The organism is Streptomyces sp. 8L (genome assembly GCF_020176795.1).
Lineage (GTDB): Bacteria > Actinomycetota > Actinomycetes > Streptomycetales > Streptomycetaceae > Streptomyces.
Window position 1 is genome coordinate 1 of the sequence record NZ_JAIUKE010000090.1, and the last position, 13,867, is coordinate 13,867.

Sequence of the window (13,867 nt, forward strand, 5' to 3'; positions counted from 1 at the left end):
GGGGACCAGGAAGGGGGCGGGCGGCATGCGCATGAAGGAGATGGTGCGGCGTACGGGAGTCCATGAGCGGCTGCTGCGCTACTACGAACAGCAAGGGCTCCTGACGCCCGACAGGCTGCCCAGCGGCTACCGCAGCTACGGGGAGTCGGACGTCGAGACAGTGCGCCGCATTCGCTGTCTGCTGGCGGCCGGGCTGCCGACCGCTCTGATCGCCCGGGTCCTGCCGTGCGTCCGGGCTGACGACGAGCGCCTCGTGCCTGCCTGCCCGGAACTGCTCGCCCAACTGCGTCGGGAGGGCGAGCGCATCACCCACGTCATCGAAGACCTCCAGGCGTCGCGTGCGATCCTCGACACCATCATCACCGCCGCGCCCTCAGAGGGCTCCAGGACACCGAGGTCGCCTCAACCGGCCGTTGTCGAGGCAGGCTGACAGGAACCCCGGATCGATCCGCCCGCCGTCGCGAGACGGAAGACCTCGTACGGGTTGATGTCCTCCAGGAGCACGTCCAGAGCTCTACCGGCGTCATCGCCATGGCTGTCCGCGGCGGTCGGCTCGCATCTCATCGGCCACGCCCCGGTCTTCGGCCTCATCCTGCTCACGCAGCGGGGTGAAGTCGGCGTCGGGCGCCGCTCAGGGCTTCAAGCCGACGGCGCATCTACCTGACGGCGACCGTCTGTGCGCCCCGCACCGGCTACGCGGGCCCCGGTACGGTCACGTGGGCCGCGAGGCTGCTGGGACGCCCCGGCACGGGACCGCGTACACCGTCGGTTCGGCGACCTGGCACTTCACCGGCCGCCGGGGGGTACACGAGGAGCACCCGACTCGAACAGGGATACACGAGGGCCACCCGGAGCGAGGGAGGTCCTCTCCGGGCCCGCCCCGCACGCCGACGCAACGCGCGGGCACCGCAACGGCGTTGCCCGGGCAGCACGATTGCGCCGCGAGGGCGCCGCCGAGACAGCAGGGCGCAGAGGCGACGGCTGAGGCGCCGCCCGTCCGATTCGTTGACGCGCCCATGCGGACTGGCTACATTCAGGCGGGCACTCTCCATGCGTATTGGTGCGTCAACGCACTTGGACAGTAAGGGAGTTGCACATGGGGTCAGATCGTCGGGCCCTACCGCGCCACCTTCGTACGACAACGTTGTCCACGCTTCTCCCGAACCCCGTGCGCGACCCCCTCTGACAACGTTGTCTCCCTCAAGGAAGGGTTCGCAATGGCACGATCGTCAAGACCGTTCGGCCTCGCCGTCCTGGGCGTGCTGACGACCGCGGCGCTGGCCGCGGCCGGACTCGGCACCCCTGCTCTGGCCTCGGCCAAACCGGAGCTGGTGACGTCCCCCGCCGCGCTGGTCAACCCGTTCATCGGAACGTCGAACCAGGCCAACGACTTCCCCGGTGCCGACGTTCCGTTCGGCATGGTGCAGTGGAGCCCCGACACCCCCTCGCGTCCCCCGGGCGGCGGCTACGAGTACAACGACTCGTCCATCACCGGCTTCAGCCTCACCCACATCGCGGGGCCCGGGTGCGGGGCCGCCGGGGACATACCGGTTCTGCCGACGGTCGGCGCCGTCAACACCGGGGCGACGGACTCGTTCTCGCACAGCAACGAGTCCGCTTCGGCCGGCTCGTACAAGGTGGCGCTCGACAATCACGTGACCACCGAGCTGACCACCACCGCCCGCAGCGGCATGGCCCGCTTCACTTTCCCCGCGACGAACCAGGCCAACCTGGTCTTCAAACTCGCGGGCAGCCAGAACGGCGCCAGCGGGACGCAGTTCAACGCCGTCTCCAGCACCGAGGTCAGCGGCCAGGTGACCAGCGGCAAGTTCTGCGGCGCCGGCAACTCGTACACCGTCTACTTCGACATGGTCTTCGACCAGCCGTTCACCGGGCAGGGCACGAACGCCGCGAAGGACGCACCGGCCGCGCCGCCGGCGAAGCGGGCGTCCAAGAACGCCCCGGAGAAGCCGAACAAGCCCCAACTGCACGGCACGATGCCGAAGTCCGGCGCCCAGAAGTCCACGGCCGCGCCCGCCGCGGCGGCGTCGAACGCCCATGTCACCTTCGACACCACCGCGCACCAGGTGGTGCAGGCCAAGGTGGGCATCTCCTACGTCTCGACGGCCAACGCGGTCGCCAACCGTACGGCGGAGAACCCGGGCTGGAACTTCGACACGACGCGCGACGCGGCCACGAGCGCCTGGAACGCGCGCCTGGGGAAGATCCAGACGGTGGGCGGCACGGCCGACCAGCAGACGGAGTTCTACACGGCGCTCTACCACTCCCTCCTGCACCCCAACGTGATCAGCGACACCAACGGCCAGTACCCCGGCTTCGACGGCAAGACCCACACCGTCGACTCGGGGCACAGCGCCGTGTACGGCAACTACTCGGGCTGGGACACCTATCGGTCCCAGGCGCAGTTGGAGGCGCTGGTCGATCCGCAGGCCGCGTCGGACACCGCGCAGTCCATGGTGGACGACTACGCGCAGACGGGCGCGTTCCCCAAGTGGTCGGAGAACAACGGCGAGAGCTATGTGATGGTCGGTGACCCCGGCGCGGCCATCCTCGCCGACTTCCACGCGTTCGGCGCGACGGGCTTCGACACGTCCACCGCGCTGAAGGACATGGTCGCCGAGGCGAGCACGGCCAACAACGACCGGCCGGGCCTGAACTACCTGAACAACCCCGGCTACATGCCGCACGACGGCAGTTACGGCTGCTGCAACTTCTACGGCCCCGTGTCCACGACGCTGGAGTACAACACGGCGGACTTCGCGCTGTCGGCGTTCGCCGGGGCGCTCGGGGACAGCACCGACCAGAAGACGTACGCGGACCGCGCCCAGAACTGGCGCAAGGTACTGAACCCGGCCTCCGGGTTCGTGCAGCCGCGCAACGCGGACGGCACGTGGGTCGGTGGCTTCGACCCCACCAGCGGCAACGACATGGTCGAGGCCGACTCGTGGATCTACACCGGGATGGTGCCGTTCGACGTCGCGGGGCTCGCCGCGGCCAAGGGCGGCAGCACCGCGATGAACCATTACCTGGACACCACCCTGCGCAGCTACACCGGGGCCAACGGCTACGCGTGGGTCGGCAACGAGCCCAGCATCGAACTCCCCTGGGAGTACGACTACACGGGTGAGCCGTACCAGACGCAGGCGACGGTCCGGAAGATCCAGGACCAGATCTGGACGAACACACCGGCCGGTCTCGCGGACGGCAACGACGACCTCGGTGCGATGAGTTCCTGGTACGTGTGGTCGGCGCTCGGGATGTACCCGATGACGCCGGGCACCTCGGACCTGGCCCTCGGCTCGCCGATGTTCACCCAGGCCGTGGTCACGCTGCCGTCGGGCAAGACCCTGACGATCAACGGGAACGGCGCCGCGGACAACGCGCCCTACGTGCAGTCGGCCTCGTGGAACGGCGCGGCGTGGAACAACGCGTACGCTCCCACCTCGGCGGTGACCGACGGCGGCACCCTCAGCTACACGCTGGGGACCAGCGCGAACACCTCGTGGGCGGCGGGGACTTCGGCGGCGCCGCCGTCGTACAACGGCAGCCTCGGGACCCCGGCCAAGCCGCGCGTCGGTCCTGTCTCCGCGGGTGTCTCCGCCTCGCTGTGCGTGGACGACCAGGGCTCCTCGACGACCGACGGCAGCCATGTGCAGCTGTGGGGCTGTGACAACACCGCGGCCCAGGACTGGACGGTCGCGGCCGACGGCACCCTGCGCACCCTCGGCAAGTGCCTGGACGTGTCGAACAGCGGCACCAGCAACGGGACGCCGGTCCAGCTGTGGAACTGCAACGGCTCGGGCGCGCAGCAGTGGACCGCGGGCGCCAACGGGTCTCTCGTCAACCCTGAGTCGAAGCTCTGCCTCGACGATCCGAACTCCTCGACGACAGAGGGGACGCAACTGCAGATCTACACCTGCAACGGCAGCGCCGCGCAGAAGTGGAACCTGCCGTCCTGACACACCGCTCCTGACGGTGCCGCCCGCGCGGGCGGCACCGTCGCGGTGGGCCCCGGACCTTCAGGGGCTATACGAAGCGGGAGGTGTCGCCCGCGCCGCTGCGGACGATTTCCGCCTCGCCGCCGGAGAAGTCGATGACCGTGGTCGGCTCGGTCCCGCAGTCACCCGAGTCGAGGACGACGTCCACGACGTGGTCGGGGATGCGTACGCCGACCGTCTTCTTCTTCGGGTGCAGCAGCCGGCGCGGGACCTCTTTCGTCGCGGGCAGGATGAAGGTGTACCTGCCCGGCGTCGCCGCCTTGATCGCCCGGAACACATCGTTGTCGATCTGCACGAACTGGCCGAGTTGTGCGAAGTTCTGGCAGACGAGGGTGAAGTGGTGGCGGTCGTCGAGCTTCCTGATCGACCGGATGCGGTCGATGCCGTCGCGGCTGCCGAGGCGGCATCCGAGGGCGTAGCAGGAGTCCGTGGGATACGCGACGAGCGCCTCCGAGCGGAGGCTGTCCGCCACACCGCTGATGACGCGGGGCTGGGGGTTGTCCGGATGTACGTCAAAATACCTGGCCATCTTCCGAGCTTACGGGCCGGCCAGCGATCTCCCGGGGACCGGCGGGCGGCGCCCCCGGGGGCCTCGGTCCTGCCGGTCGGCGTGCTCGCACGGCGTCGAGGCGCAGGGGCCACTCCTACCGGAGGGCCCGCCCCACCGGATCACCGGGTCAGTAGCCCCGCCTGCGGTTCTCGGCCGCGGCCTCCTCAAGTCTGGCGCCCCGCCTGCCCCGTTCCGCCGCGAGCTCGGCCGACGCGCCGTCGAGGGCGGCGAACACGGACGTCTCGGCCGTGCCGAAGGCGGGCGGGCTGTCGGCCCGGGGCGGTTCTGCGGAGATGCCCGCGTCCTGCGCGAGGAAGGCGAGGACGGGATCGCCCGATGTCCAGCGCGCCCGCGCCGAGGTCCGGTCCCGCGAGTCCACCAGGGTTCTGCGGCCGGGTGTGAGGAATGGCCACCGCCTGCGCTGCCGTACCAGCAGTCCCTCCCTCTCCAGGGCATCGAGGTAGTGTGCGGACAGGTCGCGGCCCCTGCGCCAGAGCCACTCGGCGACCGACTCGTACGGGCTCCGCCGCACGAGCGCGGAGGCCGCGTCGTCGAGAGGGCCGGGCAGGCCGTGTGCGGGCCCCGGGACGATCCGGTTCCCTTCGTCCAGGGTGGCGGCTCCGGCCGCCAGGAGGTCGAGCAGTTCGGCCCCGGCGAGGGCGAGCGACAGCTCACCGGACTCGACGCGCCCCGTCGGCGACGAGTCGATCGCGATGAGCAGGAGATCCCGCGGTGTGGTCATGATCGACTCCATCGGCGCGTTCGGCGGCCCCCGAGACGGTCGTGCGCGGTACGCCGGAGGCCGGTCGTTCCCGGCCGGGCGCCGCCGCCCCGCGCGCGGGACCGGAGCGTCCTCGTTCCCTCGCCTTTCATGCTATATCCGCCCGTGCCGCACGTCGTGGGGCGACGGCGTCCGGGGCGGGCCGGTGGCCTGCGGTTCCCCCGTCTCTCCCGGGCCGGAAGCCCGCGGTCACAGCCCGTGGCAGCCACCGGCCACCCTCTTCGGAGCCCGCGGCCTCCGGTTCGCGACGGCCCCCTGGCCGCGCACGGCGGCGTCTTCCGTCGCCGCACGTCTCCATCTCCCGCACACCTCCACTCCCGCACGTCGTCGTCTCCCGCACGCCTCCGCCCGCCGCGCGTCTGCGTCTCCCGCGCCCCCGTCCTACGAAGGTCTCCGTCTCCCGCACGTCCGCGTCCCCCACGCTCTTCGTCCTCCTTCCGCTTCCGCTCGGCCGCCGGCACCCGGCCGTCTGCGGCAGGGCGGAACCGGGCCCTCCTCCCGGGCCTTCTGGCAGCATGGGTCAACTGCCCAGCCGAGAGACGGGGTTCGCAGATGCGTCAGGTGGGGAACGGGAGACGGTCCGAGGCACGGCCGGTGGCGCCCGCGCTGCGGACGGCCCGTACGGCCGTGCTCGCTGCGGCGCTCTGCGCGGGTCTGGGCCTCGGGGCGTTCGGCTGCTCGCACCCGGCCGCGGATTCCGGCGCCTCCGCGCACCCGGTGCCTTCCGCCGCCCGGTCAGGGGGCGGGGGCCCCGGCCGTGCCGCTGCCACGGATTCCGCCAGGGCCTCCTTCGCCGCGACCCCGGTCACCGGCCCGTGGCGGTCCTGGACCCGCAAGCTCTCCGGGCCTGAGGCCTCCGGTACCTGCGATGCCACCACCCGGCAAGTCGTGTGCGGTGTCGGCGCCGACGGGCTCACCGGGCGCTCCCGAGCCACCGGCGCCGTGACCTGGCAGATCCCCTCCCTTGCCGCGGGGAGGAACGTGGGTCTGGTGCTCGCGGTGCCGGACGGACGCGCCGTGGCCGCGGGCGCGGACACCCTGCACGCGGCGGATCTGCGGACGGGATCGAGCGCCTGGAGTCACCGGCTGACCCCGGGGCGCGCGTATGCCGCCCTCGCGGAGGGCGGGGGCGCCGTGTACGCGCTCGACACGACGACCGGTCCTCCCGGCGACACACGCACGGTCACACTCGATGCGTACCGCACCACCGACGGCACCGCGCTGTGGCACAAGAGCGTCCACGCCGACGCGACCGCCCCGCCGCGCGTGATCGGCGGCCGGGTCTACACCACCGACGGATCGGCGGTGACCGCCAGGGACGCCCGTACCGGGAGGGTCGTGGCCACCAGTCCCGGCGGTACGGACTGCCCGCAGCTCCTCTCGGGCGCCGGTTACCTGGTGTGTACCGGAAGCCGGTTCTCCGCCTCCGACACCTTCCCGCCCGTCGTGCGCCTCGACCCCGCCACCCTCCGGCCGCTGCGCACGCTGCGGGACAGCGGGATGAAGCCGGTGGACGGTGTGTTCTCGGACGGCGTGCTGGTCCTGTACGAGGAGGGCGCGGAGGATTCCAGTGCCGGCGACTGGTCGGCCTTCGATCTGGGCAGCGGTGCGGTCCTGTGGAGCTACCACACCACGACCGGCCAAGGAGCCCTGGACGGTGGCAGGTTCACCACCTTCACGCCGAGCTACGACACGTCCGGAGGACGGCTGATCAGCGTCGACCTGCGGGCCGGGCCCAAGGGAACGGGTGCCGCCGCTCCCCGCTTCTCACCCGCGTACCCGGACACGGACTTCAGCAGGTACCCGTCGGTGGTCGTTCCGGGTGGGGGCGCCGGGCACCTGCTCGTCCAGTCCACCAGGGTGGGGGCGTTGCGCTCGGTTCCGTCCCCCTGAGCCCGGCGGCGGCGTACGGGCGGGCGGATCATATGCGCCCTCTGCCGTCGGATCATCCGGGGCCGGGCGCCGTCGGCCGCTCCGCCCGGGGCCGGGCGGGCTCCTGGCCCCGTTCTGCCTGGAGCGCGGCCAGGATCTCGGCCATGAACGTGTCGTCGAGGGGGCGGCGCGCGATGACCGCCTGGAAGAACAGCGGGCCCACGATCCTGGCGAACGCCGCGTCGCTCAGGGGCCCTGCCAGTGTCCCGAGGCCACGCTGGCGCAGGTCCGCGACGCGGCGGAGGACTCCTTCGCTGACGGCGTCGTGCTCGGCCTGCGCGATCAGAGCGGTCAGCGTGGAGCGCGCCCCAGGGGATTCGAGGCTGTCGCGCAGCGAGTACAGGAAGTGGCCGAGAGAGACGGGGGCTGCCACTTCGGATCGCCCGTCCTCGGTCGGCCCGTCCTCGATCAGCCCCTCTTCAGTCAGCCCCTCCCTGCGGTAGTGCCGCAGGATGACGTCCACGAGCAGTTGCTCCCGGGTGGGCCAGTGCCGGTAGAGCGTGTTGCGTGAGACCCGTGCGCGACGGGCGACGCCGGAGAACGTCACGTGCTCCGCGCCGCTTTCGATGAGCAGCTCTCGCGCGCAGTCCAGGACGTGTCGCCGGGTGCGGTCCATGCGCGGGTCCATGGCCCTCACCCTAGGTCCGACCCACCTACGGGACAACCTGTACTGTACGGGACGACCTGTCCTGTAACCTGAGCGGCATGACCACCGGACCCGAACAGCTGATCGACGTCCACGCGCACTTCGTCACCGAGTCCTACATCGAGGCCGCCAGAGCCGCGGGCGTCGTGCGCCCGGACGGGATGGGCGGCTATCCCGCCTGGTCCGCGCAGGACCACCTGAGGCTGATGGACGAGGGCGGCATCCGGACCTCGGTCCTCTCGATTTCGTCGCCCGGCACGCATTTCGGCGACGACCGCGCGGCCCGGGAGCTCTCGCGCGAGGTCAACGAGTTCGGCGCCCGCCTGCGGCACCGGCATCCGGGCAGGTTCGGGCACTTCGCCTCGCTGCCCCTGCCCGACGTGAGTGGCTCCCTGACAGAACTCGCCTACGCGTTCGACGAGTTGGGCAGTGACGGCGTGACCGTCGAGACCAACGCACACGGCGCGTACCTCGGGGACGGGCAGTTCGACCCCGTGTGGGCCGAACTCGACCGGCGCGGGGCTCCGGTGTTCGTACACCCGACGTCCCCGCCGAACTGGGAGGCGGTCTCGCCGGACCGTCCGCGCCCCATGATGGAGTTCATCTTCGATTCCGCCCGGGCGGCCGGCGACCTCCTCCTCAACGGTGTGCTGACCCGCTATCCGCGCATCCAGTGGGTCTTCACGCACGGCGGTGGCGCCCTGCCGCTCCTCGCGGACCGTATCGCGCTGTTCCAGGCGTTCTTCCAGGGCGCGGAAGAGAGCGGGCCGAGCGTCCAGGACCAGTTGCGCGGCCTGTGGTTCGACATGGCAGGCACCCCCTTTCCCAACCAAGTCCCGGCCCTGGTCAAGGCGTTCGGCGACCAGCGGCTCGTGTACGGCAGCGACTACTGCTGGACGCCGGCCGCGGGCGCCGCGGCCCAGATCGCGTCGGTGGACGCGGCGGCGCAGCCCGAGGGCGACACCTGGCGCGCCCTGACCACCCGCAACGCACTGCGGCTCCTGCCGTCGCTCGAAGGCTGAGGCCGCAGCGGCCGCGGTGATCAGAACCCGGCGCGGCGCACCCTCCCGCGGTGTTACGGAGCAGGGCGGGTGTGAGACGCGTACGCCCGCGGTGCTACGGGGCGGAGTGTGCGGTGCTGCGGCCGAGGACGCGTGCGGCCAGGTCGATCGCCCTCCCCGGTGCGTTGGTTCTAGTGGTCGTCGCAACACCCCAGTTCAGGGGATGCGATGGAGTTCGAAGCTCGGAAGGACCGGAGACCGCAGGGGCGCAAGAGGCTGCACGCTGAGCGAGGGGAATACTTCCGGCTCGTGCAGCAGGGATACAGCAATGCAGAGGCAGCCAAGCGTGTAGGCGTCCACCCGCGAACCGCTCGCGGGTGGCGCAACGGTCGCCTGCTCAACAGCGGCAGAGTCGCGCCGCCCGTTCGTTCGCAGCGGGCGGCCGTCACTGTTTCGTCCGGCCGCTACCTCAGCGAGCGAGAGCGCATACACATCGCGGATCGGCTGCGGGAGAAGGCGTCTATCCGCACGATCGCCGCGGAGCTGGGCCGCAGCCCCTCCACGGTCAGCCGGGAGATACGCCGCAACGGCGCGCTCTGGCGAGGCACCGAGTGGACCTACCGGCCCTACGTCGCCGAGTCCCGCGCGGCCGCCCGTCGCCCCCGTCCCAAGCCCGGCAAGATCGACCGGTGCCCACGGCTGCGGGACTACGTTCAGGAGCATCTGGAACGACGCTGGAGCCCCGAGCAGATAGCCCACCAGCTCCGCCGGGACTTCCCCGACGACCTGGAGATGCGCGTGACCCACGAGACGATCTACCAGGCCCTTTACGTCCAGGGCCGCGGTGAACTCCGCCGCGAACTGGCTCGGTCCCTACGGACTGGCAGAACCATGCGTCGGCCCCACCGGCAGTCCTTCAAGCGCCAGCCCCGCATGTCGAAGGACATGGTGATGATCAGCGACCGGCCGGCCGAAGCGGCAGACCGCGCGATCCCGGGCCACTGGGAGGGCGACCTCATCATCGGCATGGCCAACAAGTCCGCCATCGGAACTCTCGTCGAACGCTCTAGCCGCTTCGTCACCCTGGTCCACCTGCCCAACGGCCGACGGCCATCCGAGATGCGCGACGCTCTCATCGAAACGGTCGGTACCCTTCCGGCGCAGCTCAGGCGAACCCTCACCTGGGACCAGGGCTCCGAGATGGCCATGCACAAGCAGTTCAGCGTCGCCACCGACATGCCCGTCTACTTTTGCGACCCCGGAAGCCCCTGGCAGCGCGGCTCGAACGAGAACACCAATGGCCTGCTGCGACAGTACTTCCCCAAGGGCACCGACCTGGCTCGCTACACCCGCCAAGAGCTGGACGAGGTCGCAGCCGAACTCAACAGCCGCCCACGCAAAACGCTCGGCTGGGAGACCCCAGCCGAGCGCCTCGCTAAGCTCCTCACACCAACCAGTTGATCAACTGTGTTGCGACGACCTCTCGAATTCGCCGTGCCGGGGCGTGGGCTCTTCGGTGTTCACCCGGACGGCGGTCCTCGGTGACACCGCGGCGATGGGCGCGGCTTGCCCGGGCGCGCGAAACACCGGCGGCATACCCGCGACGGGGCGGCCTTGGAAGGCAGAGTGAGCGGGGTGAGAACGAGAGCGCGTCGATGGGCAGGGGCCGCGGTGCCGGGTGTCGTCATCGTGGTGGCGGTCCTGGCGGATCTCTACACGCCGGTGGCATCGGCTTCGCTGCTGGCCGTGGCACCGGTCGCCGCGGTGACGACGCTGGGCCCGTGGGCCGTCACCGCGGTGGGGTTGGTGGCGATGGCGGTGCACGCGGTGCTGGCGGACGTCGAGGGGACCTTCGGGTGGCAGCGCGGACTCGCCAACCAGATCGCGCTGGCCGCGGTGACGGCCCTCGCGGTCACGCTGAACCGGGCGCTGCGCGCACAGCACACCACCACACGCCACGCCCGGCACACCGCGGCCGTGGCCCAGAAGGCGGTGCTGCCCACCCCGCCCGAGCATCTCGGGGCCCTGCACATCGCCGCCCGCTACACCCCCGCCGACCAGGAGGCGCTCATCGGCGGGGACCTCTATGTCGTCCAGCGGACCCCGTACGGTGTCCGCGCGATGATCGGGGACGTACGGGGGAAGGGCCTGGACGCGGTGTCGGCCGTGAGCGTCGACATCGGCGCGTTCCGCTTCGCCGCCGACCAGACCGCCGAGCTGTCCGCCCTCGCACAGGCCCTGGACGAGGCGCTGCTGCGGGAGGGGCTGCGCCGCCACGGCGAGGAGGAGTCCGAGGGGTTCACCACCGCGCTGCTCGCCGAGTTCAGCCCGGATCTGGGTGAGGTCCGGATCGTCAACCGCGGCCACCCGGCCCCGGTGCTGCTGAACGAGGACGGCCGGGCCAGGGCCCTCGTGCCGTCCCGGGAGGCGCCTCCGCTCGGCATGATGAGTCTGGGCCGGTGGGACGCCCCGGTCGACGTCTTCGCCTTCCCGCCCGGTTCGACGCTGGTGCTCCTGACCGACGGCTGCACGGAGGCGCGCAACCGCGAGGGCGTCTTCTACGATCCCGGGAGCCGGCTGGAATACCTGTGGAGCCGTCAGCGCGGCTCCACCGGCGGGGTCCCCACGCCCGGGACGCTCCTCGACCTGCTGCTGCACGACGTCACCCGCTACACCCGGGGGCGGGTCCACGACGACCAGGCGCTCCTGGCCCTGCACCACCGCCCCGGCCGCTGAGGTCTCGGCGCGCAGAGGTGCTGCGACGCCCTCGCCCCGGAAATGACGGCATCGGTCACGGCGCATGAGGACGGCGTGCACGCGGGCCTTGCCGAGGGGGTTGCCACGGCAACGGAATGCGCGGCGGCCGACCTGGCTCCGGGGCGGGGTGCCCGGCGAGCACCGGGCCGGGGTGATCTCCTCTGTACGCACGAGGCGTTGACGGGACATAAGGACGCCTCCCGTCGCCGCAACGGGCCTTTCTCCGGTGATTTGCTTGTTTTGCCTGGGATTTGACGGCGCCTCATGGTGAACCCTTCGCCTTCATTGGCCGGAGCTTTACTCTCCATTTGACCCGTCCACGACATCCGAGCGATTGACTGCGCAGCGTCAATCATGTCAACGCGCATAGAGCGGGCGCCCGGCCTCCCGGGGGCTCGCCGCGCGTTGCCCTCAACCCCACGAAGAAGGGGCAGCAGCATGTCGACAACCAGGCGCACCGTCGCCACCCTCTCGGCGGTCGCGGCGGCCGTTCTCGCCTCCACCGCCGTCTCCCTGCCGCAGGCGTTCGCCGCGCCCGCGCCCACGGCGCGGATGGTCCCGGTCCAGGGTCACCGCATCGTGGGCCCCGCGACCGGCATACGGCACAGCGACAGCACCAACTGGGCCGGGTACAGCGCCACCGGTTCGAGATTCACCAGCGTCTCCGCGAGCTGGGTCCAGCCCACCGTGACCTGTACCAGTGCGACGACGTACTCGTCCTTCTGGGTGGGCATCGACGGCGACGGCAGCCAGTCGGTGGAGCAGACCGGCACCGAGGCGGACTGCTCGGGCGGCTCCCCCGTCTACTCATCGTGGTACGAGATGTACCCGGCGTACCCCGTCAACTACTCCGACACCGTGAAGCCCGGCGACCACTTCACGTCCACCGTCAGCACGGACGGAAGCGGCACCTTCACGCTGAAGCTGGCGGACACCACCCGCGGCTGGACGCACACCACGACGAAGAAGTCGACCACGGCGTCGCTGGCGTCCGCCGAGATCATCGCCGAGGCACCCTCCAGCTCCACCGGGGTGCTGCCGCTGTCCAACTTCGGCACCGCCTCCTTCACCGGGGCGACCGCCAACGGCCAGCCCATCGGCTCGTTCAGCCCCGACCAGATGAACATGGCGTCGGGAAGCACCCGCAAGGCGACCACCTCGTCCCTCTCGGGCAACGAGAACTTCAGCGTGGCCTGGAACCACAGCTGAGCCACGCTCGCCCGGTTCCTCCGCGCCACGCGCGGGGCGCGGAGGAACCACCGGCGGCACCAGCCCGCTCAAGCCAGTCCCCCGCAGCCATGGCGCGCCAAAAAGAAATACCCCGAACGTGTGAACTTTTCTTCGAAGCCCCGCATCGGACTCCGTGTAAGGCTTCAACGAAAGGTGAACGACATGGCGAAGAACCAGCGGTGGGGCAAGGGCAGGACAGTGACCGTGGCACTGGCCGGCGTTGCGCTGGCGGGCACGGCGGCGGTGGGAGTCGCACAGGCAGCACCCGCCACGGCGCACACGGCGAAGGTCGCGACATGCTCCGCGTCCGGCCTCCAGGTGTCTCTGCACAGCCCCCTGGCCGGGGGCATGAACCACCAGGGTGCCGTGGTCCAGTTCAAGAACACCGGCAGCGCGACCTGCGCGCTGCTGGGCTACCCGGGCCTCGGCCTGGAGAACGCGCAGCACAAGGTGCTCTCCTCCAAGGTGACCTGGGGCAGCACCTGGTACGCGAAGAACCCCGGCAAGAAGGTGGTGGACCTGAAGCCCGGCCAGACGGCCGAGGCGGTCATAGCGTGGACACACGCGAACACCGGTACCTCCGGCGCTCAGCACGCCGCGTACCTGGAGGTCACGCCGCCCGCGTCCACGGCGCACAAGACCCTGAAGTTCGACGAGTGGGTCGACAACGGTGACCTGGACGCCACGGCGGTCGCCAGCACGGTCCCGCTGAACGGCTGAACGGCTCCCAGGCCTCCACGCCTCCGATTGACGGCTGACGGCTGACGGCTGGGCAAGCGGACAACCGGCAGTTGGACGGCTGACAGGCCGGCGGCCGAGCCGCTGACCTGCCTGCCTCGAACGGCCCCCGCGCGCCCCCCCCCGGGGCGGGGGGGCGGGGGCGGGGGGGGGGGGGGGGCGGGGCGCGGGGGGGGGGCGGGGCCGGGGCCCCGGGGGGGCCGGCGGGGGGGG

The 13,867-nt window shown here is 71.2% G+C and carries 11 protein-coding genes; 8 read left to right on the plus strand and 3 right to left on the minus strand.

All coding sequences use genetic code 11. The features are described 5' to 3' along the window. The first annotated feature begins 25 nt into the window (after positions 1-25). Positions 26-430 carry a MerR family transcriptional regulator gene (locus tag LCE31_RS09550; protein ID WP_225013691.1) on the plus strand — a complete coding sequence of 135 codons (405 nt, stop codon included), beginning with the start codon at positions 26-28 and terminating at the stop codon, positions 428-430. Between the two features lie 787 nt (positions 431-1,217). After that, complete coding sequence (locus LCE31_RS09555; protein WP_225013675.1) at positions 1,218-3,980, plus strand: lectin; 2,763 nt, start codon at positions 1,218-1,220, stop codon at positions 3,978-3,980. Positions 3,981-4,047: 67 nt separating this feature from the next. Here LCE31_RS09555 and LCE31_RS09560 read toward each other — a convergent pair whose 3' ends face one another. Both LCE31_RS09560 and LCE31_RS09565 read right to left on the minus strand, forming a co-directional pair. Next, on the minus strand, positions 4,048-4,548 hold the full coding sequence (locus LCE31_RS09560; protein ID WP_225013676.1) for a Sua5/YciO/YrdC/YwlC family protein: 501 nt from the start codon (positions 4,546-4,548) through the stop codon (positions 4,048-4,050). A gap of 148 nt (positions 4,549-4,696) precedes the next feature. Beyond that, entirely contained in the window at positions 4,697-5,311 is a 615-nt protein-coding gene (locus LCE31_RS09565; protein WP_225013677.1) for a GPP34 family phosphoprotein, read from the minus strand. Between the two features lie 591 nt (positions 5,312-5,902). Here LCE31_RS09565 and LCE31_RS09570 point away from each other — a divergent pair. Continuing rightward, entirely contained in the window at positions 5,903-7,243 is a 1,341-nt protein-coding gene (locus LCE31_RS09570; protein ID WP_225013679.1) for an outer membrane protein assembly factor BamB family protein, read from the plus strand. Between the two features lie 52 nt (positions 7,244-7,295). Here the strand turns inward: LCE31_RS09570 and LCE31_RS09575 are convergent, their stop codons facing one another. Then, positions 7,296-7,910 carry a TetR/AcrR family transcriptional regulator gene (locus LCE31_RS09575; protein ID WP_225013680.1) on the minus strand — a complete coding sequence of 205 codons (615 nt, stop codon included), beginning with the start codon at positions 7,908-7,910 and terminating at the stop codon, positions 7,296-7,298. Between the two features lie 77 nt (positions 7,911-7,987). Here LCE31_RS09575 and LCE31_RS09580 point away from each other — a divergent pair, with 77 nt between their 5' ends. From LCE31_RS09580 to LCE31_RS09600, 5 genes are all read left to right on the plus strand, one after another. Then, complete coding sequence (locus tag LCE31_RS09580) at positions 7,988-8,950, plus strand: amidohydrolase family protein (RefSeq protein ID WP_225013682.1); 963 nt, start codon at positions 7,988-7,990, stop codon at positions 8,948-8,950. A gap of 207 nt (positions 8,951-9,157) precedes the next feature. After that, positions 9,158-10,390: an IS30 family transposase gene (locus tag LCE31_RS09585; protein WP_225013684.1), complete on the plus strand. Its 1,233-nt coding sequence runs from the start codon at positions 9,158-9,160 to the stop codon at positions 10,388-10,390. A 210-nt stretch (positions 10,391-10,600) separates the two neighbouring features. Then, complete coding sequence (locus tag LCE31_RS09590; protein WP_225013686.1) at positions 10,601-11,665, plus strand: PP2C family protein-serine/threonine phosphatase; 1,065 nt, start codon at positions 10,601-10,603, stop codon at positions 11,663-11,665. 459 nt (positions 11,666-12,124) lie between these two features. Then, positions 12,125-12,895, plus strand: coding sequence for a G1 family glutamic endopeptidase (locus LCE31_RS09595; protein ID WP_225013687.1), 771 nt, complete (start codon positions 12,125-12,127; stop codon positions 12,893-12,895). 183 nt (positions 12,896-13,078) lie between these two features. Next, the gene (locus LCE31_RS09600; protein WP_225013689.1) at positions 13,079-13,636 is read left to right on the plus strand and encodes a DUF4232 domain-containing protein; all 558 of its coding nucleotides are present in this window, start codon (positions 13,079-13,081) and stop codon (positions 13,634-13,636) included. Positions 13,637-13,867 lie beyond the last annotated feature (231 nt).